The sequence below is a fragment of the Streptomyces lydicamycinicus genome, from assembly GCF_000829715.2.
Taxonomy (GTDB): Bacteria; Actinomycetota; Actinomycetes; order Streptomycetales; family Streptomycetaceae; genus Streptomyces; species Streptomyces lydicamycinicus.
Genome location: NZ_BBNO01000001.1, coordinates 813,131 through 835,303, shown reverse-complemented (window position 1 = coordinate 835,303; position 22,173 = coordinate 813,131). Strand labels below are relative to the sequence as shown.

General features: G+C 71.1%; 20 protein-coding genes and 1 tRNA gene. 10 read left to right on the top strand and 11 right to left on the bottom strand.

Translation table 11 applies throughout. The features are described from left to right. Positions 1–70: 70 nt before the first annotated feature. The 3 genes from lysA to TU31_RS03625 form a co-directional block, all read right to left on the bottom strand. Positions 71–1,462 (bottom strand): diaminopimelate decarboxylase, encoded by a 1,392-nt coding sequence (lysA, locus tag TU31_RS03635; RefSeq protein WP_042148716.1) that lies wholly within the window; start codon positions 1,460–1,462, stop codon positions 71–73. A gap of 26 nt (positions 1,463–1,488) precedes the next feature. Then, positions 1,489–2,535 (bottom strand): ArgS-related anticodon-binding protein NrtL, encoded by a 1,047-nt coding sequence (gene nrtL, locus TU31_RS03630; RefSeq protein WP_042148713.1) that lies wholly within the window; start codon positions 2,533–2,535, stop codon positions 1,489–1,491. Positions 2,536–2,633: 98 nt separating this feature from the next. Further along, positions 2,634–3,161, bottom strand: a complete 528-nt coding sequence (locus TU31_RS03625) for a response regulator (RefSeq protein ID WP_042148710.1) — start codon at positions 3,159–3,161, stop codon at positions 2,634–2,636. A gap of 225 nt (positions 3,162–3,386) precedes the next feature. Here TU31_RS03625 and TU31_RS03620 point away from each other — a divergent pair. Continuing rightward, positions 3,387–3,458: transfer RNA gene (locus TU31_RS03620), tRNA-Arg, on the top strand. Between the two features lie 378 nt (positions 3,459–3,836). Here the strand turns inward: TU31_RS03620 and TU31_RS03615 are convergent. Then, complete coding sequence (locus tag TU31_RS03615) at positions 3,837–5,123, bottom strand: cytochrome P450 (RefSeq protein WP_078885529.1); 1,287 nt, start codon at positions 5,121–5,123, stop codon at positions 3,837–3,839. A gap of 886 nt (positions 5,124–6,009) precedes the next feature. Here TU31_RS03615 and TU31_RS03610 point away from each other — a divergent pair. The 5 genes from TU31_RS03610 to TU31_RS03590 all read left to right on the top strand — a co-directional run bounded on the left by TU31_RS03610 (position 6,010) and on the right by TU31_RS03590 (position 11,110). Beyond that, on the top strand, positions 6,010–6,372 hold the full coding sequence (locus TU31_RS03610; RefSeq protein WP_042148707.1) for a hypothetical protein: 363 nt from the start codon (positions 6,010–6,012) through the stop codon (positions 6,370–6,372). Positions 6,373–6,487: 115 nt separating this feature from the next. Then, on the top strand, positions 6,488–8,140 hold the full coding sequence (locus TU31_RS03605; RefSeq protein ID WP_042148704.1) for an FtsW/RodA/SpoVE family cell cycle protein: 1,653 nt from the start codon (positions 6,488–6,490) through the stop codon (positions 8,138–8,140). Continuing rightward, on the top strand, positions 8,137–9,591 hold the full coding sequence (locus TU31_RS03600) for a penicillin-binding transpeptidase domain-containing protein (RefSeq protein WP_042148702.1): 1,455 nt from the start codon (positions 8,137–8,139) through the stop codon (positions 9,589–9,591). Before TU31_RS03605 ends, TU31_RS03600 begins: the two co-directional genes overlap by 4 nt. Positions 9,592–9,649: 58 nt before the next feature. Next, positions 9,650–10,135 (top strand): HD domain-containing protein, encoded by a 486-nt coding sequence (locus tag TU31_RS03595; protein ID WP_245698390.1) that lies wholly within the window; start codon positions 9,650–9,652, stop codon positions 10,133–10,135. Positions 10,136–10,327: 192 nt separating this feature from the next. Continuing rightward, positions 10,328–11,110, top strand: a complete 783-nt coding sequence (locus TU31_RS03590; protein ID WP_042149912.1) for an ABC transporter ATP-binding protein — start codon at positions 10,328–10,330, stop codon at positions 11,108–11,110. A gap of 124 nt (positions 11,111–11,234) precedes the next feature. On the opposite strand, the gene TU31_RS03585 is transcribed toward TU31_RS03590, so the two are convergent. Further along, on the bottom strand, positions 11,235–11,702 hold the full coding sequence (locus TU31_RS03585) for a MarR family transcriptional regulator (RefSeq protein WP_042148696.1): 468 nt from the start codon (positions 11,700–11,702) through the stop codon (positions 11,235–11,237). Between the two features lie 117 nt (positions 11,703–11,819). Between TU31_RS03585 and TU31_RS03580 the strand changes: the two genes are divergently transcribed. Further along, complete coding sequence (locus TU31_RS03580) at positions 11,820–12,698, top strand: alpha/beta fold hydrolase (RefSeq protein ID WP_042148694.1); 879 nt, start codon at positions 11,820–11,822, stop codon at positions 12,696–12,698. A gap of 30 nt (positions 12,699–12,728) precedes the next feature. Here the strand turns inward: TU31_RS03580 and TU31_RS03575 are convergent, their stop codons facing one another. Next, entirely contained in the window at positions 12,729–13,835 is a 1,107-nt protein-coding gene (locus tag TU31_RS03575; RefSeq protein WP_042148692.1) for a ferritin-like domain-containing protein, read from the bottom strand. 180 nt (positions 13,836–14,015) lie between these two features. Between TU31_RS03575 and TU31_RS03570 the strand changes: the two genes are divergently transcribed. From TU31_RS03570 to TU31_RS03560, 3 genes are all read left to right on the top strand, one after another. Then, positions 14,016–14,963, top strand: coding sequence for an AurF N-oxygenase family protein (locus TU31_RS03570; protein ID WP_042148690.1), 948 nt, complete (start codon positions 14,016–14,018; stop codon positions 14,961–14,963). Between the two features lie 73 nt (positions 14,964–15,036). Next, positions 15,037–15,777 (top strand): TetR/AcrR family transcriptional regulator, encoded by a 741-nt coding sequence (locus TU31_RS03565; RefSeq protein WP_042149910.1) that lies wholly within the window; start codon positions 15,037–15,039, stop codon positions 15,775–15,777. Positions 15,778–15,813: 36 nt separating this feature from the next. Continuing rightward, positions 15,814–16,077: a DUF8847 domain-containing protein gene (locus TU31_RS03560; protein WP_042148688.1), complete on the top strand. Its 264-nt coding sequence runs from the start codon at positions 15,814–15,816 to the stop codon at positions 16,075–16,077. 91 nt (positions 16,078–16,168) lie between these two features. Here the strand turns inward: TU31_RS03560 and TU31_RS03555 are convergent, their stop codons facing one another. The 5 genes from TU31_RS03555 to TU31_RS03535 form a co-directional block, all read right to left on the bottom strand. After that, positions 16,169–17,422: a styrene monooxygenase/indole monooxygenase family protein gene (locus TU31_RS03555; RefSeq protein WP_042148686.1), complete on the bottom strand. Its 1,254-nt coding sequence runs from the start codon at positions 17,420–17,422 to the stop codon at positions 16,169–16,171. A 70-nt stretch (positions 17,423–17,492) separates the two neighbouring features. Then, the gene (locus tag TU31_RS03550; RefSeq protein ID WP_042148683.1) at positions 17,493–18,110 is read right to left on the bottom strand and encodes a GTP-binding protein; all 618 of its coding nucleotides are present in this window, start codon (positions 18,108–18,110) and stop codon (positions 17,493–17,495) included. Positions 18,111–18,147: 37 nt separating this feature from the next. Beyond that, positions 18,148–18,543 carry a DUF742 domain-containing protein gene (locus TU31_RS03545; RefSeq protein ID WP_042148681.1) on the bottom strand — a complete coding sequence of 132 codons (396 nt, stop codon included), beginning with the start codon at positions 18,541–18,543 and terminating at the stop codon, positions 18,148–18,150. Between the two features lie 73 nt (positions 18,544–18,616). Continuing rightward, positions 18,617–19,114 carry a roadblock/LC7 domain-containing protein gene (locus TU31_RS03540; RefSeq protein ID WP_042148678.1) on the bottom strand — a complete coding sequence of 166 codons (498 nt, stop codon included), beginning with the start codon at positions 19,112–19,114 and terminating at the stop codon, positions 18,617–18,619. Then, entirely contained in the window at positions 19,111–22,062 is a 2,952-nt protein-coding gene (locus TU31_RS03535; RefSeq protein WP_042148673.1) for a sensor histidine kinase, read from the bottom strand. The genes TU31_RS03540 and TU31_RS03535 overlap by 4 nt, the downstream gene beginning before the upstream one ends. Positions 22,063–22,173 lie beyond the last annotated feature (111 nt).

The window sequence follows — 22,173 nt, the reverse complement described above, 5'->3', positions numbered from 1 at the left end:
GCAGTTTCCGCCCGTCGTCCAGATGCCGAGACATTTATTTCACCCGGGGTCGGGATCCGGCGATCCGGCCCTACCCGACATCCAACCGCAGGAGATCTTCCTCCGTCTCCCGCCGGACGATCACCCTGGCCGCACCGTCCTTCACCGCTACGACCGGCGGCCGCAGCGAGTGGTTGTAGTTGCTCGCCATGGCACGGCAGTACGCACCGGTCGCCGGCACCGCGAGCAGATCCCCCGGCGCCACATCCGCCGGCAGGAAGGCATCGCGTACGACGATGTCGCCACTCTCACAGTGCTTGCCGACCACGCGCGAGAGCATCGGCTCGGCGTCGGAGGTGCGCGACACCAGCGCGACGCTGTACTCCGCGTCGTAGAGCGCCGTGCGGATGTTGTCCGACATCCCGCCGTCCACGGACACATACGTCCGCAGCCCCTCCAGCTCCTTGACCGTGCCGACCTCGTACAGCGTGAAGGCCGTCGGGCCCACGATCGCGCGCCCCGGCTCGACCGACAGCCGCGGCATCCGCAGCCCCGCCGACTCGCACTCCCGGCGCACGATGTCGCTCAGCGCGGTGGCGATCTCGTGCGGCTCGCACGGATCGTCGTCGGAGGTGTACGCGATACCGAGGCCGCCGCCCAGGTCGATCTCGGGCAGCTCGATGCCGTGCTCGTCCCGTACCTCGGTCAGCAGCTGCACCACCCGGCGGGCCGAGACCTCGAATCCCGCCATATCGAAGATCTGCGACCCGATATGGCTGTGAATTCCGACGAGCTCCAGGCCGTCCAGCTTGAGCGCCCGGCGCACGGCCTCCGCCGCCTGTCCGCCCGCCAGCGCGATGCCGAACTTCTGGTCCTCGTGCGCGGTCGCGATGAATTCATGCGTATGCGCCTCGACACCGACCGTGACCCGGATCTGCACCCGCTGCCGCTTGCCCAGCCGCTCCGCGACATGAGCGACCCGCACCATTTCCTGGAACGAGTCGAGCACGATCCGCCCGACGCCCACTTCGACGGCCCGGGTGATCTCCTCGGTGCTCTTGTTGTTCCCGTGCAGCGCGATCTGCTCGGGAGGCATTCCGGCCGCCAGCGCCGTGGCCAGCTCGCCCCCGGAACAGACGTCGAGATTCAGGCCCTCTTCGTGCAGCCACCGCACGATGGCCCGGGACAGGAATGCCTTCCCGGCGTAGAACACATCGGCTCCCGGCCCGAAGGCGTCCTTCCAGGCCCGGCAGCGCGCCCGGAAGTCGTCCTCGTCCAGGAAATACGCCGGGGTGCCGAATTCCGCGGCGAGCGCGGCGACATCCAGCCCGCCGACGGTGACCACACCGTCGGCGTCGCGCTGGACCGTACGGGACCAGACCCGCGGGTCGAGGGTGTTCAGATCGGCGGGCGGGCCGGCGTAGTGCCCCTCGGGCAGCACATCGGCGTGCCGGGGTCCTGCGGGGTGCGCGGAACGGCTCATGACAGTGGAGATCCCCTCAAAATCGTTCAGAGGTGTTCGGGAGCGGAGATGCCGAGCAGACGCAGGCCGTTGGCGAGCACCGTCCGGCCGGCCTCGGCAAGGGCCAGCCGGGCGCGATGCACGGCCAAGGGTTTCTGCTCCCCGACGGGCAGCGGCGGATAGATGTCATGCCACCGGAAGAACGCGTCCGCCGTCGCCTCCAGATGCCGCACCACCCGGTCCGGCGCCCGCAGCCGCGCGGCGCTCTCGACGACGGCGGGGTAGGTGGCGAGGAGGGTGTGAAAGCTCTTCAGGGCCTGCGCGGCGGACCCGGCCCCGTCCGACGAGCCGTCGTCCGCGGCATGCCCCCGAACCGGAGCACCCACGTCCCCCGGCTCGCTCCCGAATCCCAGCTCCCGCGCGTAACGCCCGAGCGCCCGCGCCCGCGCATGCGCGTACTGCACCCGGAACCGCGGATTGCTCTCCCGCTGCACGGGCCGCTCGGGCACCCGCACCGGATCCTGCGCGGCCGGCCGCAACAACACCCAGCGCGCTTCATCGGCGCCGAGGCGGGCGACGAGGGTGGCCAGGTCGTACGGAGTGGACGCGAGGACGGGCTGTCCATCGGCCCGACGGCCGGCGGGCCCCGCCGCCGCATCGATCCGCGCCAGCACCTCGGCGACGACGGCGGCACGGGCGTCACCTGCCGGGTCGGTCGCCGGGTCGGCCGTCACCGGGCCCTGACCCGCAGCCGCTCCCCCGTACGCGTCCCCCTGCGCCAGCACGTCCCGCACCAGCTCGACCTGCGCCCCGTCCCCCAACGTGAAGTTCAAGAACCCCGGCCCGGCGATCTCGACCCGGGCGATCCCGGCGCTTCCGCTCAGCCGCTTCCGCAGAATCTCGGCGACCTCCCGAGCCGGCCGCCCCGCCTGCCGGGCGAGCTGGAGCGCGACATTGGAGGCGTAGTCCCCACATCCGGGCCGCGGCGACGGCTGCACCACGATGCGCGCCGGCACGGACACGGAGAGCTCCTGCTCCTCCACCGCACCACGCACGGAGCGCAGGACGGTACGGGAGAGCTCAGCCGGGGTCACAGGACAAGCGTATGGGAGACCCGGGGTACCCATGCGACCCGGTTTCGCCCTGTGGACACTCCACGTGACGCTCCAGGGCGCCCGGTCACCTCTTCCGGCTACTCCCCGCCCGCGTCCACCATGCCGACGCCACCGGACGCCGCGACCCCACCGGGCGAGGCACCACGCCCCGAGTCTCCCCCGCCCCCGTCGCTCTCCCCGTCCTCTTCCTCGGCCCCACCCTCGGGCCCACGCTCCCGTTGCCGCTGCCGCCCCTCCCGCACCAGCATCCCCACGATCCGCACCAGCTCGGCCGGCTCGAAGGGCTTCGCAAGAAAGGCGTCCACGCCCACCGATTCGCCGTTGTCCACCTCACCCCGGGTGCACGCACTGACGATGGCGATCGGGATGTCCCACGTCCGCGGATCGGAGCGCAATCGCGCCGCGGCATGCAGACCGTTGAGCCGCGGCATCACGACATCAAGGGTCACGACATCAGGTCTCACGTGGTGCACGACATCCAGACATTCGGCACCATCAGCCGCGGTCACGACCTCGAAGCCCTCCAGCTCGAGATTGACCCTGATCAACTGGCGGATCACCTTGTTGTCGTCGACAACAAGGATCCGACCGGACAAGCCAGGCACACCATGAGACTAGGACCCCACCTGCGACTGCGTCCCGGTTTTCCCCACTTCCGCCCCCATGCGAGGGACCTTTCCCCGAGCGTCACGCACCACGGCCCGCAGATGCGCTAAGGCCCCGGCCGACCGGCCACACCCCCCGTACCCGCCACCGACGAAACCTGTTCATGAACACCCCATCAGAGCTGGTAGTGTTCTACCCGTCGCCACGAGAACACAGGCGGCAACGCCCCCGTAGCTCAGGGGATAGAGCAACGGCCTCCGGAGCCGTGTGCGCAGGTTCGAATCCTGCCGGGGGCACCTTGAATGAGGTGCCTGAAGACCCCGCCAGCGCAGAGATGCTGGGCGGGGTCTTTTCATGTCCGCGCGCCCTCGATCGCGCAGCGCGAATACCTGTTGTGACGGGCGCGGATACGCACCGTGTCCGGCGCGCGCGGGGGCGAGAGGGACGAGAGTCGGTGGATCCCGGTAAGCACGCGTACCGGGCCACTTCTCCGTCGTATTCGAGGATGTGTCCCGGGAGTTCCTGAGGCGGCGGCCGGAACCGCTGGGCATTTTGCGTCATTTGACGGTGAGCCACATGCGGACGGAGGACGACTGGGCACGGTCCGGACACCACGAAACCGGGCACCAGGCGCCTCGGCCAAGTGCCCGGTCATGAGGGGCGCAGGGGTGGGGTCAGGTGTTCAGGTGGACCGGGAGGGATTCGATTCCGTAGACGATGGAGAGTTTGCGGAATTCGAGGTCCTCGGGTTTGGCGGCGAGGCGCATGTTCGGGAAGCGGCGTACCAGGGCGGGGTAGGCGGCGCGGAGTTCCATGCGGGCCAGTTCCGCGCCTACGCAGCGGTGAATTCCGTAGCCGAAGGCGAGATGGGAGGGAACGTTGCGGGTGGGGTCGAACTGTTCCATTTCCGGGCCCAGTTTGCCGTCCCGGTCCGCACCGCTCAGTGAGCACAGCACCACATCTCCGGAGGCGATCTGGACGCCGCCGATTTCCAGGTCCTCGCGGGCGAAGCGCGGGAAGGCGACCTGTACGACGGTCAAGTAACGGAGGAGTTCCTCGACATAGCTGTCGACGACGTCGTCGCCGTCATGGAGGGCAGCGAAGTGCTTCGGGTCCTGGAGGAGGACCAGGGCGCCGAGGGCCAGCATGCTGGCAGTGGTCTCGAAGCCGCCGGTGAGGACGCCGTCGGCGAGGCCTGCCAGTTCTTCGTCGCTGACGGTGTCGCCGTGTTCCTTCACGATCATGCCGAGCAGGCCGTCACCCGGGTTTTCGCGCTGCTTCTTGACGATGTCCCGGAAATAGGAAAGGGATTCAGATATGGCGCCGAAGGACGCGTTCGCTCCGCTGAAAAGGTCGAAACGGGCGGCGCTGAGGCGTTCGAAGTCGGCGCGGTCTTCATAAGGGACGCCGAGGAGCTCGCAGATAACGAGGGAGGGAATGGGGAGGGCGAAAGAGTGGACGATGTCGACCGGGTCGCCGTCCTTTCCCGCCTTTTCCATCGCTTCGAGGCGTTCCTCGACGATCTCATGGATACGGGGTGTGAGCCGCCCGAGGCGCCGCATGGTGAATTCGGGCGTCAGGAGCCGGCGGAGACGGGTGTGCACGGGCGGGTCGGCGAATCCGAGTCCGCCGGGGTTCTGTTCGGCGCCGGCGCCGGCCTTGCCGACGAGGTTGGTGAAGTCGGAACTGAAGGCATTGGCCTTTCCCAGCACCGCCTTGACCTCGTCGTAGCCGGTGACCAGCCAGACGTTGGCGGCTATCGGCACGGGAAGCTTGCTGACGGGCTCCCGCTCCCGGACGGCCGCCAAATCGCCCACCGGGTTGAGGCCGTCGCGCCGCAATGGCATCAGGACGGACTCGGGCAAGAAAGACATTCGAGACAGGTCGAAGCCTTTCTTCTGTGTTCTCGCCAGATACATGCGGCCGGCCCAGGCGATGATCCGGGAACGGAGAGTCGTCATGACGCTAATACTGCCTTTCGTCGAGGGGGACGGTCACCCGCGCTCGGCGGCCCAAGACGGCCGGGACAGCACGGAACCCCCACTCGGCGTCTACGGGTGTGACGTACGCCATAGCCCCTCGCTTGCGGTGGTCATGGCACAGGTCCATGCCATCGACCGGAGTCTTCGGTCGTCCGCATCAGCGTGACGAGCTCGGCCTCGGCCTTCTTCTTCTATTCGGTCTGGACGAGTTTACAAAGTGCCATTGGCGGCGTTCACGGAACAACCCGGGATGCCCCTGGGAGGCCCCTGGTTCACCCCTGAGCCTTCCCTGACTCTTCCCTGGGTCCGCCCTGAGCCCCCCTTGGACATACGCCCGCCCCTTTAGACACGCATCGGCCGCCACGCGTTGCCCGGCACGGCTATCCAGTCGTCCGGCCGCCGCCATTTCCTCCGCGTGGACCAGGGGAGGGTGAGTGACGATGAACTGGCGCCTCCAGTAAGCGGCTGCACGTCATGGATGCCGTGTAGCCGCTCCCCCTCCAGGAGTTCGGCCGGTCGACGTCCGGAGAGATGGCGGCTCGGGTGACGTCGTCGAGCTGCCGAGTGGTGGTGGAAACCCGGCCCACCTCGGCCTGCCCCACACGCGCGTCGATCACGGAGTGTGATGAGTTGCGGACTCTCCGCGCCCTCCTTAGCGTGAGAGGAGAGCGAGGCAGGCGGCACGGCGCGGTGCGAGAGGGCGGCGCGTGGCGGAGATGCCGCACTCGCAGCCGGGGAAGGGTGCGACAGGCACCGCACCGGCGGGGCGTCCGCCCCGGCCCGTCCGTTGAGTGACGCCCGGCGACTCCGCTCGATTCACCCCACAGGGATTCCCCTGAGACTCTCCCTTCGCAGGAGGAAGCGCATGTTTCCGAAGTCGAAGTCCGGCAAGTTCGGCACGTTCGCTCTTTGCTTTCTGTCCGGTGCGCTCGCCGGGGCCCTCGCAGCCGGCCCCGCCCTGGCGGCCCATGACAGTGAGGGCGACGACCTCTCGGAGTACGAGGGGCGGGTCGTGGCCAAGGAGGGCCTGGTGCTGCGTACCGGGCCGAGTACCGAGTTCCGTGCGATCGGCCTCAAGGAGTACGGGTCCGTCGTCGGCATTTCCTGCCGGCTCAACGGGCAGCTCGTCGAGGACAACCCGGTCTGGTACAAGCTCAGCGATGCCTCGTACGTCTGGTCCTCGACGCGGCACATCGTGAACGAGGGGGCGGAGCCGCGGTGGTGTTGACGTGGCGTTGAGGCGGTGCGCCCAGGTGGTGCGTCCGCTACGTACACCCCGAACGTCGCATCAGACATAACGGAAATAGCGGCCGCCGCTTGCTACGTTGCCAGGCATGACGGCAATGGCGAGGGCGGCGGCCGCGCGCCCGGCGGACACCCCTCCCCCGTTGCCGCTGCTGCCCAAGCGGCGGGGCATCGAACTGGCCCTCCTCGCAGGCGCGGTCCTGATCAGCGTCTGCGGATACCTCGTCGTGGGGCTGGCCCGAGGGCATGCGCTGCCGGGCGGTGCGGTCCGGTACGGGGCGGGGCTCGCCGGGCTCGCGCTGCTCGCGCATCTCGCCGTCCGCTTCCGCGCCCCGTATGCCGATCCGCTGCTGTTGCCCACCGCCGTACTGCTCAACGGGCTCGGGCTGGTGCTGATCTTCCGGCTCGATCTGGACACCCCGGCCGACCGTGCCGCGCCCACCCAGCTGATGTGGTCGACGGTGGGCGTCGGGCTCTTCATCGGGGTGGTGGTGCTGTTGCGCGACCACCGTGTGCTCCAGCGGTACTCCTATGTCTGTGCGGCGCTCGCGCTGGTGCTCATGGCTGCGCCGATCCTCTTCCCCGCGATCAACGGGGCGAAGATCTGGATCCGTATCGCCGGATTTTCCATTCAGCCGGGCGAGTTCGCCAAGGTGCTGATCACCGTCTTCTTCGCGGCCTATCTGGCCGCCAACCGCAGCGCGCTGGCCCACACGGGACGCCGGATGGGGCGACTGCGGCTGCCCACCGGCCGGGTGCTCGGACCGATCGTCGCGATCTGGCTGATCAGCGTCGCGGTGCTGGTGCTGGAGCGGGATCTGGGCACCTCGCTCCTGTTCTTCGGGATCTTTGTCGTCCTGTTGTACGTGGCCACCGGGCGGACGGGATGGATCGCGGTCGGGCTGATCCTGGCCGGCGTGGGGGCGGCCGCCGTCGGCACGCTGGAGCCGCATGTGCACAGCCGGGTCGAGGACTGGCAGCATCCGTTCGCCGGTATCGCGGCGGGCCGGGGGCCCGGTCAGCTCGCCCAGTCGCTGTTCGCGTTCGCGGCCGGCGGGATGCTCGGCACCGGCCTCGGCCAGGGCCACTCGTATCTGATCGGCTTCGCCATGAAGTCCGACTTCATCCTGGCGACCTTCGGCGAGGAACTCGGGCTGGCGGGGCTGACCGCGCTGTTCCTGCTGTACGCGCTGCTGGTCGCCCGCGGCTACCGGGCCGCGCTCGGGCTGCGGGATCCGTTCGGCAGCCTGCTGGCCGTGGGGCTGGCGGCGCTGCCCGCCCTTCAGGTCTTCGTCATCGCGGGCGGGGTGACGGGGCTGATTCCGCTGACGGGGATGGCGATGCCGTTTCTGGCACAGGGCGGGTCGTCCGTCGTCACGAACTGGATCATCATCGCGCTGCTGTTGCGGATCAGCGATCGGGCGCGGGCACCACGGCCGGAGGGGGGCGGCGCGGGGAGCGGTTCGGGGGACGGGATGGGGAGGCCGGCGGGGAGTGGTACCGCGGGGAGCGGTTCGGGCGGCCGTATCGGGGCGGGTGCGGGGAGCCGTAGCGGGGTCGGCGCGGGCGCCTCGGCGGGGAGTTCTCCGGGGAGCCCGGCGAGGAGCCTGGTGGCGCAGGACGGGGGAAGTGCCGCGGGGTTCGGGGCGCGGAGCTGGGTGGTGGGGTTTCTGAAGCCGACGCGGTCCCAGGCCAAGGACCGGCCCCCGGCCTCCGCCGATGACGCCGCGTCACCGGAGGCGGGCCGTTGATCCGCTGTATCCGGCACACCGCCGCGTTCTCCTTCCTGCTCCTGGTCGCGCTCCTGGTCAACGCGGCGCGGGTGCAGGTCTTCGAGACGGAGAGCTACGGCGCCAATACGGCCAACCGCCGGGGAGTGATCGCCCGTTACGAGCAGCCGCGCGGGGCCGTGCTCGTCGCGGGACGGCCCGTCACCGGCTCCCGGGACAGCGGCGGGCGGCTGCGCTACGAGCGCACCTACACCGACGGACCGCTGTACGCGCCGGTCACCGGCTACTCCTCGCAGATCTACGGGACCTCGCTGCTGGAGAGCGCCGAGGACGGCATCCTGGCCGGCTTCGACGACCGGCTCGCCACCTTTCCCTGGTGGGACCAGCTGACCCGCACCCACCGGCCGGGCGGCAGCGTGCACACCACCATCGATCCCCGGATGCAGCGCGCCGCGTTCGACGGGCTGGGCGGCAAGAAGGGCGCGGTGGCCGCGATCGAGCCGCGTACGGGGAAGGTCCTGGCACTGGTGAGCACGCCCTCGTACGACCCGGGTGAGCTGTCCGGCAACGACGCCGCGGTCGGCGCGGCCTGGCACCGGCTGAACGCTGCCGGGCCGCGGCCGATGCTCAACCGGGCGCTTCAGGAGACCTATCCGCCCGGCTCCACCTTCAAGGTCGTCACCGCGGCGGCCGCGCTGGAGAGCGGCAAGGTCACCGATATCGACGCCCCGACGAACTCGCCCGATCCCTACCCGCTGCCGGGCACCGCCACCCTGCTCGGCAATGCCGCGGAGGGCTGCGAGGACGCCCCGCTGAAGGACGCGTTCCGGGCCTCCTGCAACACCGTCTTCGCGCGGCTGGGCGCCGAGATCGGGCTGCGGGACATGGTCGGCATGGCCCGGCGGTTCGGCTTCAACGACCCCCGGCTGCGCATCCCGTCGCCGGTCGCGCCGAGCAACTTCGATACCCGGATGGATGCCTCGCAGGTCGCGCTGTCCGCCATCGGGCAGTACGACACCGCCGCCACACCGCTCCAGATGGCGATGGTCTCGGCGACGGTCGCCAACGGGGGCCGGCTGGCGCCGCCGACGCTCGTCGACAAGGTGACCGATGCCAGAGGGGTCATGATCGCGGCCGGTCCGCACCGCCCCACCCGCCAGGTGATCGGCCCGGTCACCGCCCAGCAGATCCAGGAGATGATGATCGACGTCGTCGCGCACGGCAGCGGCAAACGGGCCGCCATCAAGGGCGTCACGGTCGGCGGCAAGACCGGTACCGCGCAGCACGGGGTGCGCAACGAGGGGACGCCGTACGCCTGGTTCATCTCCTGGGCGCGGGCGAAGGACAGCTATGAGCCGGCCGTGGCGGTGGCCGTGGTGGTCGAGGACGCGGCCGCCGACCGTGCGGACATCAGCGGCGGGGGCAGCGCGGCGCCGATCGCGCAAGCGGTGATGGCGGCGGCGGTGCGCTGAGACGCCCTGGCCGCCGGCGCCTTGCTGCGTACCCGGCCGTCCGCGTCACAATGGCCGTATGGCTGACGCGATCCCGCCCATGGAACCCGCCCCGCCCCCGCTGCTGTCCCTCGCCGAAGTGGAGGCGCTGGCGCGGCGCGTGCACTCGGGGCAGACGGACAAGGCGGGCCGCCCGTATGCCGGGCATCTGGCCGCGGTCGCGGCGGGCGTACGCGAACGGGGCGGCAGCGACGAGCAGATCGCCGCGGCCTGGCTGCACGACGCGGTCGAGGACGGGGCGCTGAGCGAGGAGTGGCTGGCCGGTGCGGCGCTGAGCGAGGCGGTCAAGGCGATGATCCTGGCCGTCACCAAGCGGGCGGGCGAACCGGTCGAGGAGTACACCGCACGCATCCTGGCCACGCCGGGGGCGCTGCTGGTCAAGGAGGCCGATCTGGCGCACAACGCCGATCCGGACCGGCTGGCCGTACTGGACGCGCCGACGCGCGAGCGGCTGACGGCGAAGTACGCCCGGGTGCGGGCGCTGTTGGGGCTGTCCGCGCCGTAGCCACCACGGGTACGGACGCGGCGGGCACCGGGGTCCGCGCATCGGACGCCCGCACAGAAAGATGCCGTACACAGCTAATCTGCGGCGATGAGCCCCACGCAGCCTTCGCAGCCCTCGCACCCCCGGGAGCCCGCCGATCCCGCGCCGCCGTCCGGACGGACCGCACCGCAGCCGGCCCCCGAAGCCGCCCGGGTGATCGCCGCCCTGGAGGGCGTCGGCGTCCGCCGCCACACCACCGGGCAGGTCATCCTCGATGCCGTCGACTGGACCGTACGGTCCGGTGAGCACTGGGCACTGCTCGGTGCGAACGGCGCCGGGAAGACCACCCTGCTGCGGCTCGTCGGCGCGCTGATGTTCCCGACCGTCGGCACCGTCGAGGTGCTCGGTCACCGCCTCGGCTCGGTGGACGTCCGTGAACTGCGCGCCGTCATCGGTCTGGTCTCCGGCACGCAGAAGGTTCCGCAGGACGCGACCGGCCACACGGTCGTGCTGACCGGCGCAACCGGCACCGTCCAGCCGCTGTGGCGCAAGTACGACGCGGCCGCCCGGGAGCGCGCCCATGAGTTGCTCACCGAACTGGACTGCAAGGAGCTGGCGGACCGCCCGTTCGGGGTGTGCTCGGGCGGCCAGCGGGCCAGGATCCTGATCGCCCGCGCGCTGATGGCCGAGCCCCGGCTGCTGCTGCTCGACGAGCCGTTCAACGCGCTCGACCTGCCGTCCCGCGAGGATCTGATCGATGCGCTGCACCGACTGGCCGTGGGACGCCCGGAGTTGGCGACCGTGACGGTCACCCACCACCTGGAGGAGCTGTCCCCGGCCATCGGCCGTGCCCTGCTGCTGCGCGACGGCCGGGTGCAGGCCCGCGGCCCGGTGGACGAGGTGCTGACCGGTGAGCGGATGACGGCCTGTTTCGGCCGTCCGATCGAGGTGTCCCGGCACGAGGGGCGCTGGCTGGCGCGGTCGGGCAAGCGCTGACGTTCCGCGGGACGTGCCGGGGCGCGTCCCGCGGAACGGGACGTGTCGGGGCGCCGTCCGCCGTCCCGCGTCTGTGGCCACGTCGTGGCCGGTCGCGCAGGTCCCCGCGCCCCTTCAGCCGCCCCTACGCCCCCTCCTCCGTCACCGCCTCCCCCAGCCCGCTCAGGAACCGCCGGATCGCCGCCTGTTCGTCGGCCTCGAACGTGGCGAGCAGGGCGAGGGTGCGCTCGATCAGCGGGCCGAAGAAGGACTGCCCCAGGGCCAGGGCACGGTCGTCGACCTCCAGCAGGACGCGGCGCCGGTCGCGGGTGTCGCGGACCCGGCGGAGCAGGCCGAGCCGTTCCAGGCGGTCGATGAGCGCCGTGGTGCCGGCGGAGTTCAGGCCCAGCCGGTCGCCGAGCCGGCCGGGGGTGGACTCCTCGCCGGCCCGTGCCGCGTCCAGCAGGCTGATCAGGGCCCGGAGGTCGGTGGGGTGCAGGCCGTTGCGGCCGGCGAACCGTGCCCCGGCGAGGTCGAGTCGCACGGTCACCTCCCGCAGCAGATGGACCAGGTCCATCCCCGCCGCTTCGTCCGCCGCTTGCTGCTTCGCCATGCACCGCCGCCTTTCTTTCCGGACGTCCGCATTATTACCTCGCTCAGCGAGATACTTGCTGAGCGAGGCAGTAGTGACGGCCTCGTGCGTCTCTTCGTCTCGTCCCGGAGGTGCACCATGACAGCAGACACCCCTGCGCCCACCCCCACCGCGGCCTTCCGCGCGGCCTACGAACAGGCCATGGCGCTGTGGCCGGTCCCGGTGGAACGGCTCGATCTGTCGTCGGAGTTCGGCAGTACCCGGGTCACCGTGTGCGGCCCGGCCGACGGTCCGCCGCTGGTGCTGCTGCACGGCGGTGGCACCACCTCGGCCGTCTGGTACGCCCTCGCCGCCCCGCTCGCCCGTACGCACCGGGTGTACGCCGTGGACCAGATGGGCGGGCCGGGGCTCAGCGCGCACACCGGGCGGGCGCTGCGACGGCCGGCGGATCTGCTCGACTGGCTCGACGGGGTGTTCCACGGGCTGGGGCTGGCCTCGGCCGCGCTGCTCGGGCACTCGTACGGCGGGTGGCTCGCGCTGAGCTATGCCGGGCACGCGGCGCCGGGGCGGGTGAACCGGCTGGTGCTGCTCGATCCGACGCAGTGCTTCGCGGGTTTCCGGCCGTCGTATCTGCTGCGGGCGCTGCCGCTGTTCGTACGGCCCGGGGAACGGAGCACCCGGCGGTTCCTGGAGTGGGAGACCGGGGGTGCGCCGCCGGCGCCCGAACTGGTGCGGCTGATGGGCCTGGGCGCCGTCGGGTTCCGCACCGCGAAGGTGGTCACGGGGCCGCGGCCGGACGTCACCCGGGCCGTACCGACCCTGTTGCTGCTGGCCGGGCGGAGCCGGACGCACGATCCGCGCCGGGTCGCGGCCCGGGCCGAACGGACCCTGGCGGGCGTACGGATCGCGACCCTGGCGGGGGTCACGCACCACTCCCTGCCGTACGCCGACCCCGACGCGCTCGGCCGCCAGGTGCTCGGCTTCCTGCCCGCCGGGCTTCCCGGCGGGGCTCCCTGACGGCCGGGCGGAGGTCCGGCCGCCCGGCGGTCAGCCCGCCGCGCCCTGCTCGATGGCCGCCGCGACCTCGGCCGTACGGGCCTCCTCCTCGGCCGCGAAGCGCTCCGCGTCCAGCTTCTCGGCGAGTTCCTCGTCCTGGGCCATGAGGAGGTCGAGGCTGGAGTCGCCCATCTCGAAGACGCCCATATCGACGTAGGCGCGCTGGAGGCGTTCGCCCCACAGGCCGATGTCCTTCACACAGGGCACGATGCGGCTGAAGAGCAGCTTGCGGAAGAGGTGCAGGAATTCGGAGTTCTCGGTGAATTCGGCGGCTTCGTCGTGCGGAACGCCGAAGTTCTCCAGGACTTCCAGACCGCGCAGCCGGTCGCGCATCAAATAGCAGCCCTCGATGACGAATTCCTCGCGTTCGCGCAGTTCGGCATCGGTGAGCTGCTTGTAGTAGTCGCGCAGCGCCATGCGCCCGAAGGCGACATGACGCGCCTCGTCCTGCATGACATACGCGAGGATCTGCTTGGGCAGCGGCTTGGTGGTGGTGTCGCGGATCATGCCGAAGGCGGCCAGCGCCAGGCCCTCGATCAGCACCTGCATACCGAGGTACGGCATGTCCCAGCGCGAATCCCTGAGGGTGTCGGAAAGCAGCGCCTGGAGGTTGTCGTTGACCGGGTAGAGCATCCCGATCTTTTCCTGGAGGAAACGGCTGTATATCTCGGCGTGCCGTGCCTCGTCCATGGTCTGGGTGGCGGAGTAGAACTTCGCGTCGAGGTCCGGAACGGATTCGACGATCCGCGCCGCGCACACCATCGCGCCCTGTTCGCCGTGCAGGAACTGACTGAACTGCCAGGAGGTGTAGTGCCGGCGCAGGTCGCCGCGGTCCTTCTCGGTCATTTTGTCCCAGTACTTGGTGCCGTACAGGGACATGGACTCATCCGGGGTGCCGAGCGGGTCCTGGGGGTCGACCTCCAGGCCCCAGTCGATCCGCAGATTGGCGTCCCACTGCTTGTCCTTGCCCTTCTGGTAGAGCGCGAGCAGCCGTTCGCGTCCGTCGTCGTAGTCCCAGCTGAAGCGGGCCGCACCGGAGGCGGGCACCTTCCACACGGGGTCACCTGGGTCCTGCACGTAGAGATCTCGGGTCGACACGGACGCCTCCTACGGTCGCCAAACGCCTTGTCATAGGCGGTCGTTGGCAGGCTCACACGCTTCTTACCGACGGGTCAATAAGTCGTGCACGGGGGATTGACGAGCTTGCTGACGCGCAGTCTCATAAGAGATGACCACGGGTAGGACAGGCCCCGACCCCAGAGCGAGGTAGCCACAGCCATGACGAGCGCGCCCACCGCGATGACCGAGACGGACACCGAAGTGCTGCGGGACGCCCTCGGTCTGCTCAAGGACCGGGAACAGGTCGCCGAGCGACTGCTCGACTCCTCCGCCAAGCACTCCTTCGACCCCGACACCGAACTCGACTGGGACGCGCCCCTGGAGGACGGCAAGTGGTTCTGGCCGCCGGAGCTGGTCTCGCTCTACGACACCCCGCTGTGGCGGAGGATGTCCCTGGAACAGCAGCAGGACCTGTCCCGGCACGAGGCCGCCTCGCTCGCCTCGCTGGGCATCTGGTTCGAGATCATCCTGATGCAGCTGCTCGTCCGGCACATCTACGACAAGCCGGTGACCAGCGCGCATGTCCGCTACGCACTCACCGAGATCGCCGATGAGTGCCGGCACTCCAAGATGTTCGCGCGCATGATCCAGAAGGGCGGCGCACCGGCGTATCCGGTCTCCCGGCTCAACCACAACCTCGCCCGCGTGCTCAAGACGGTCTCCACCACCCCGGGGTCGTTCGCCTGCACCCTGCTCGGCGAGGAGATCCTGGACTGGATGCAGCGGCTGACCTTCCCGGACGAGCGGGTGCAGAGCATCGTGCGCGGGGTGACCCGGATCCATGTCGTCGAGGAGGCCCGGCATGTGCGCTACGCCCGTGAGGAGCTGCGCCGCCAGATGGTCACCGCGCCGCGCTGGGAGCGGGAGTTGACCCGGATCAGCTCCGGCGAGGCGGCCCGGGTGTTCTCCATCGCCTTCGTCAATCCGGACGTCTACGCCCACGTCGGGCTGGACAAGCGGGAGGCCGTCGCCCAGGTCAAGGCCAGTGGCCACCGCCGCGAGGTGATGCAGTCCGGCGCCCGGCGGCTCACCGACTTCCTGGATGAGATCGGCGTACTGCGCGGTATGGGCCGCCGGTTGTGGCGCAGCTCGGGCCTACTGGCCTGAAGCGGGCGGCGTGGACCCCGTAGACCCCGAGCACCTGTACGAGCCGACATCCGGGCCGGTTACGCTGCTGTTCATGAACGGCAGCGGCACCGCCCCAGCAGTACCCCGACCCGCCTATCGCAGGCTGAGCGTGGAGCAGCGCCGCAGCCAATTGCTCACCGCGGCGCTGGACCTGTTCGCCCAGCGCGCTCCCGAGGACGTCTCCCTGGACGATGTCGCCCTGGCCGCCGGGGTCTCCCGGCCGCTCGTCTACCGCTACTTCCCCGGCGGCAAGCAGCAGTTGTACGAGGCCGCGCTGCGCAGCGCGGCCGACATCCTGGAGCGCTGCTTCGCCGAGCCGGACACCGGACCGCTCACCCAGCGGCTCTCGCGCGCGCTGGACCGCTACTTGGCGTTCGTCGACGAGCACGACGCCGGGTTCAGCGCGCTCCTCCAGGGCGGCAGCGTCGTGGAGACCACCCGTACGACCGCGATCGTCGACGAGGTACGGCGGGCCGCGGCCGATCAGATCCTGCGGCACCTGGGCGAACCGGAGCCGGGCCTGCGGCTGCGGATGACCGTCCGGATGTGGATCACCGCGGTCGAGGCCGCCTCACTGATCTGGCTCGACGAGGACAAGCAGCCGACCCTCGACGAGCTGCGGAACTGGCTGGTCGACCACTTCATCGCGCTGCTCACCGCGACCGCGGCCGGGGACCCGCAGACCGCCCGGGTGGCCCGGGCGGCGCTGAAGCTGGAGACCTCCGACGGCCCGGCCGGCGATCTGGCCCGCCGCACCCTGCCCGTCGTGAGCGACGCCGCGCATCTGCTGTGAGCCGCCGCCGGGCCGGGCCGGTGTGACACTGAGGACGTGAGAAGCGAGAACACCCTCTTCGTCGGCGGCCCGCTGGACGGCCGGGTCCTGCCCGTACTGGTCGGCATGACAGGCCAGCCGCCCAAGACGTACGAGGTGCCCGAACCACACGACGACGGCCGTCCCCCGACCGTCCACTTCTACCGGCGCGTCCCGGCCCGGGTGGGCCGCCTCGGCCTGCCCAGTGGCTGGAAGTACGAGTACGACCCCGCCGGCAAACCCTCCACGGGACCCAAGTGGCCCTGGCGCAAGCCCCACTGATCCGGAAAGCCGCGACAACGGAAAGTCCCTCCCCGCCGAAAGCGGGGAGGGACACAGACGGCTGCCGCACCCGAAAACGTGGGAGGGCCCGTCACTTCGTCAACGACGCCAGATACGCGTTCGTCTTCTCCGGGTCGTAGAAGAAGTTCTCGAAGTCGGACGGATCGTTGAAGCCGTTGGCGAACCGGTCGGCGACGGGCTGAAGCTGCCCGGCGGCGCCGATGAGGTTCAGGATGTGCTCCGGCGGCGGCGCCAGCATCGCGTTCGTCCACTTGGTGACGTGCTGGGCGGTGGTCCAGTACCGCTCGAAGGCGGTCCGCATCCAGTCCTCGTCGAAGGGCTGGTCCCCGCGCTCCACGATGGAGGCGAGGTAGGAGGCGGCACACTTGGAGGCCGAGTTGGAGCCCTGGCCGGTGATCGGGTCGTTGGCGACCACGACATCCGCGACGCCGAGCACCAGCCCGCCGGAGGGCAGCCGGCCGACGGCGTTGCGCACGGTGGGGGCGTAGCGGCCGGCCAGCGTGGCGTTGGCGTCGGTCAGTTCGACCTTGGTGGCGCGGGCGTACTCCCAGGGCAGGAACTTCTCCATCAGTTCCAGCGTGACGGCGAGGTGCTCATCGGGGTCCTTGACACCCTGGAAGACATCCAGCGGACCGCCGGGTATGCCCTCCCAAAAGAGGATGTCGGCGCGGCCGGAGGTGGTGTACGTCGGCATGACGAACAGCTCGCCGACGCCGGGCACCAGGTTGCAGCGCACCGCGTCGAAGTCGGGGTGCTCGGGGCGCGGGCCCAGACCGTGGACGTAGGCGACGGCCAGCGCGCGCTGCGGGGCGTCGTACGGGGAACGCTCGGGGTTGCGGCCGAACATGGACACCAGCTCGCCCTTGCCGGCCGAGACCAGCGTGAGGTCGTAGCGGCCGGCGAAGAAGTCGAGGTCGGAGACGGCCGCGCCATGGATGACGAGCTGGCCGCCGCGCTGCGCGAAGGTCTCCATCCAGCCGGCCATCTTCACCCGCTGGTCGACGGACTGGGCGTAGCCGTCCAGCTTGCCCACCCAGTCGATGGCCCGCTGCGAGCCCTCCGGCGCCTCGTGACTGCCCGGCGCGGCGACCGAGACGCCGAGGCCCTCGATGCGCGGGGCCTGGCTCTCCCAGAAGTTGATCTGGAGGTCGCGTTCGTGCTGGAGCGCGGTGTCGAACATGCACTGCGTCGACATGACCCGGCCGGCGCGGATCTCGTCGGCGGTGCGGTTGGACATGAGGGTGACCTCATAGCCCTGCGACTGGAGGCCCAGGGCGAGCTGGAGACCGGACTGGCCGGCTCCGACGATGAGTATTTTCCGCATAGCGGGCTCTTCTCTATTACTGCTGGTGGTTCGGGGAGAGTGGGGGGAGGAGCGAGACCTTACCCATCGGTCACTCCGGTGCGGTCTCCAGGGCGTGGCCGACCAGCGCCAGCAGTGACTGGATCACCGTGGGCCGCTCCCGGGCGTCCATGATCACTACGGGTACCTGCGGCGGCACGGTCAGCGCGTCGCGGACATGCTCGACGGCGTACGCCTCGGTCCCCTCGAAGTGGTTGACCGCGACGACATACGGCAGTCCGCAGCTCTCGAAGTAGTCGAGTGCCGGGAAACAGTCCTCCAGGCGCCGGGTGTCGGCCATCACGATCGCGCCGATCGCGCCGCGCACCAGGTCGTCCCACATGAACCAGAAGCGCTGCTGGCCGGGCGTGCCGAACAGGTACAGCACCAGTTCCTGGTCGAGGGTGATCCGCCCGAAGTCCATCGCGACCGTGGTCGTGGTCTTCTCCGGGGTGGCGGTCAGATCGTCCGTGTCGGCGCTGGCCTGCGTCATCACCGCTTCGGTCTGGAGCGGGGTGATCTCCGAGACCGATCCGACGAACGTGGTCTTGCCGACGCCGAAGCCGCCCGCCACCACGATCTTGGTGGCGATCGGTGCCCGCGAGCGGTCCGTCTGCCAGCTCTGCAGCCCCGCGTCGGCGGCCGCGGCCGCTGGGCCGGCCTGACCCACGGAACCGGCGGTCGCCGTCGGCCCGGCCGATATCGTGTCAGAGCCTGTGAAGTCCACTCAGCACCCTTTCGAGCAGCGCGCGGTCGGGCCGGCCGGAGCCGTGCCCGGTGCCGTAGACGCGAATCTTTCCCTGGTCGGCGAGGTCACTGAGCAGTACCCGGACCACGCCCAGCGGCATCTTGAGGAGCGCGGAGATCTCCGCGACCGAGCGCATCCGGCGGCACAGTTCGACGATCGCCCGCATCTCCGGCATCACCCGGTCGCCCCAGCCGCCGGAGGTGAGCTCGCGGCGCTCCTCGGGGGCCTCCAGTGCCGCCACGAACGTCTCGACCAGCAGCACATGGCCGAAGCGGGTACGGCCGCCGGTGAGCGAGTACGGCCGCACGCGCGCGGGCTTCCGGTCCCCGCGTACGGGGAGTTTGGGACTACTCATGCCGAAACCTCGCTTCGCTCGGCCTCGCATCCGCTCAGCAGGCACCCCATAACGGGTCGCTCACTACGTTCGCTCACTGGACGTTCTCCATCGACTTGCGCAATTCGCTGCGGAGTTCGGGGGTGAGGACGTGGCCGGCCCGGCCGACGAACAGCGCCATGTGGTAGGCGATGACGTTCATGTCGCAGTCCGGGGTGGCGTGCACGCCGAGCAGCGAACCGTCGCTGATCGCCATGACGAACACGCTGCCCTCGTCCATCGTGATCATCGTCTGCTTGACCGGCCCGCCGTCCATGAGCTTCGCGGCGCCGTTGGTGAGGCTGCCGAGTCCGGACACGATGGTGGCCAGGTCCGCGCTGGACCCCCGGGGACCGTCACCGCCGCCCGGCCCTGCCGCCGCCTCGTCCACCCGGTCCGGGTCGGACGACAGCAGCAGCAGACCGTCGGAGGAGACCACCGCGACCGAGCGGATGCCCGGCACCTCGTCCACCAGGTTGGTCAGCAGCCAGTGCAGGTTCCGTGCCTGGCTGCTCAGGCCTTGGCCGTAAGCAGTGGGCGCTTGCGCTTTCAATCGCGTGCCTCCTCGACAATGTGGCTCTCTCCCGGGGCCCCCGCTCCGTCGGTGTCCGTCTGTGGGCTGGTCTGCTCCGCTGTACGTTCCGCGATCTCGGCCTCGACATCACGCCGGCCGACTCGCGCCCCCGCCTGGAATCCGCCGAGCCGGCGCCGCAGCGCCTCGGCGTTGGCCGCTCCGCTCTTGCGCGGGGCGGCGGGCGCCTGTTGCTGCGCCACGACCTTGGGCGTGCGCTTGGGCAGCCCCATGGAGGTCGTCCGCTGCTTCCCCTCGGACGGGGCGGCAGCGGTCTGTGGGTCGGCCGGTGTACCGGCCGGGGACGCGTCGGCGGGTGCCGCCGCGTCCGTGGGTGCCGCGTCCGTCCCGGCATGGGTGTGCTGGTCCGGGCCGATGGCGTACGGGTCGGCCGCGGGCGCGTCGGACGTGGTGGTCCCGGGGGCCGGGGCGGCGTGCCGGCCGGTGCCCTTGGGCGCCGGGTCCGCGGCCGGGCGCGGCTCCTCCCCGGGCCGCACATGCTCGCCGCTGCCGCTGGTGGTGGCGCCGTACGGGCCGGGCGACTGCGGGCCGTACGGGCTCGCTTCGGACGCGGCGTGGGTGGTGGGGCCGGACGGCTGCTGCACGGCGGGCGCCGGGGCCGGTCCGTCCGGGTCGCCGAGTCCGGCGGCGTCGATCGCCCGCTCCGCGGCGGCGACGAACGGGTCGGCGGCGGGCACCGGGTCCGTGGTGCCCTCCTGGCCGGTGGCCGGTGCGGCGCCGGGCCCGTCGGTGCGGGGGGCGTCCTGGGCCGGGGGCGCGGCCGGGGCCGCCGCGGCCGGGGCCGCCGCGGCCGGGGCGGGCCGCGCGCCCCGGGTCGGCAGCGCGTTGGAGTTCGCCTCGGCGACCGAGCCGGGCAGGCTCGGGGTGTGCGCCACATCCCGGGGCGCGGTGGCCGAGGCGGCCGACGGGGCGGGGCGGGTGGGCAGGATCGAGCCGGGCAGCACGATGACGGCGGTGACGCCGCCCTGCTTGGCGTCCCGCAGCTGGACCCGGACGCCGTGCCGGGCGGCCAGCCGCACCACGACGTACAGCCCGAGGCCCAGCGCCTCATCGATGGTCTCCGAGGACGAGGCGGCGTCGACGTCCGCCAGCCGCTCGTTGAGCTCGGCCATCCGCTCCGAGGTCATCCCTATGCCCTCGTCCTGGACCGAGAGCATGACCTCGCCGCTCTCCAGCAGCCAGCCGGACAGCTCCACATGGGCGTTCGGCGGCGAGAACCCGGTGGCGTTCTCCAGGAGTTCGGCGACCAGGTGGCTGAGGTCGTCCGCGGCGAACCCGGCGACCTGCGAGTGCGGCGGCAGCGACTGGATACGCACCCGGTCGTAGCGCTCGATCTCACTGATCGCGGCGCGCAGCACGTCCAGCAGCGGCACCGGGCCCTGGTGGTTGGTGCTGTGCTGTTCCGCGCCCGCGAGGACGAGCAGGTTCTCGCTGTTACGGCGCATCCGCGCGGCGAAGTGGTCCAGCTTGAAGAGGGTTTCCAGCCGCTCCGGGTCCTGCTCGCTCTCCTCCAGCGACTCGATGACGCCGAGCTGGCGCTCCACGAGCCCGAGGGTGCGCAGCGAGAGGTTGACGAACCGGCCGTGCACCCCGCTGTGCAGGGCCGCCAGCCGCTCGGTGAGATCGGCGATCTCCTCCTTGAGCGTCTCGCCCTGCTCCTGGAGCATCTCGCGCTCGGCGACCAGCCGCTGCCGGCCGCCGATCAGCCGCTTGCGCTCGCCCTCCAGCTCGGTGGTGCGCCGTGCCAGCTCGCCGACCTGGGCGTGCAGCGCGTTGACGGACCGTACGGCGGCGGCGAATTCGTCGTTGCGGCCCTTGTAGGTGATGGGCTCCTCGTGCGCGGGGTCCTCGGCCACCCGCTTGGCGCCGATCCGCAGCGCCGCGAGCGGCTGGGTCAGGGAGCGGGCGGCCCATACCCCGGCGCCGACGGCCAGCAGCAGGCACAGCGCTTCCAGACCGATGCGGATCTCCAGCTCCGTCACCTCGTCGTCGCGCAGCGCGCCGAGCCGCTGGATGTCCGCGGTGGCCATGGCCGATTCGACGCCCCGCATCAGGCCGATACGGGTGGTGAGGGTCTGCTGGACCCGCCGGTGGTTGAGCCGCAGATCGGTGGCGTCCAGCCGTGGCTGGTCGGTCAGCCGGGTCAGATAGCGCTCGGCGGTGTTGACGTCCGCGCCGGTGACGGTGCGGTCGTAGCGGTCCCGGGCGGCCTGGCTCGCGGTCTGCCGGAAGTCGCCCAGCGCGCCCTGTTCGCGGAGGTGGGCGACCTGGGCCAGGGCGGTCAGCCGGGGCCGGCTGCCGCCCGTGTCGAGCCCGGCGAGCAGCAGCGCGCGGGCGCCCGCGGCCTGTTCGGCGGCGCGGCCGAGGACGGGCAGCGCGCGGGTGTCGGCGTCGGCGGAGTCCGCGCGGGCCGGCAGTCCGCGGGCGATGTCGTCGCTGATCGCACCGAGTGCCTGGAGTGCCTCGGTATAGGCGCCGTAGATCTGCTCGGCCGATGTCGGCCCGGACAGCGCCTTTTGACGGGTTTGCGGCAGGGCGGCCAGCGCCTTGGCGGCGGCCCGGTACACGGCGGTGTCGCCCGTGGCGTCCTGGGCCTCGGAGCGCAGTTCGTCGATCTGCCGGTCCACACGGGCGCGCTGGGCCCGGGAGGCCGCGGCCGCGTCGGCCCGGGCGGCACCCGTCCCCGCGGCGGTCCGGCCACCCCGCCCGGTGGCCGCGTACGCGGTCATACCGTCGCGTTCATCGGCGAGGGAGTGCGCGAGCGCGATGGCGCGGGCGTTCAGTTCGGCCAGATCGACCAGTTGCTGGCCGGTGTTGGCCTCGTCGGCGGTCGCCGTCAGACCGGGGACGCCGGCGCCGATGACAGCGGCTGCCACGACGGCCACCGCCCCGACGAGCCGATTGCGCACCCGCGCGGGACGCCGTCCCGTGGGGTTCTCGTCACGGCCCGTCGCGTCCGGACCGCCCTTCGCGCCGGGGCCCTTACCAGGAGCCGAGCCCGTACCCGGTCCCGGGATCGA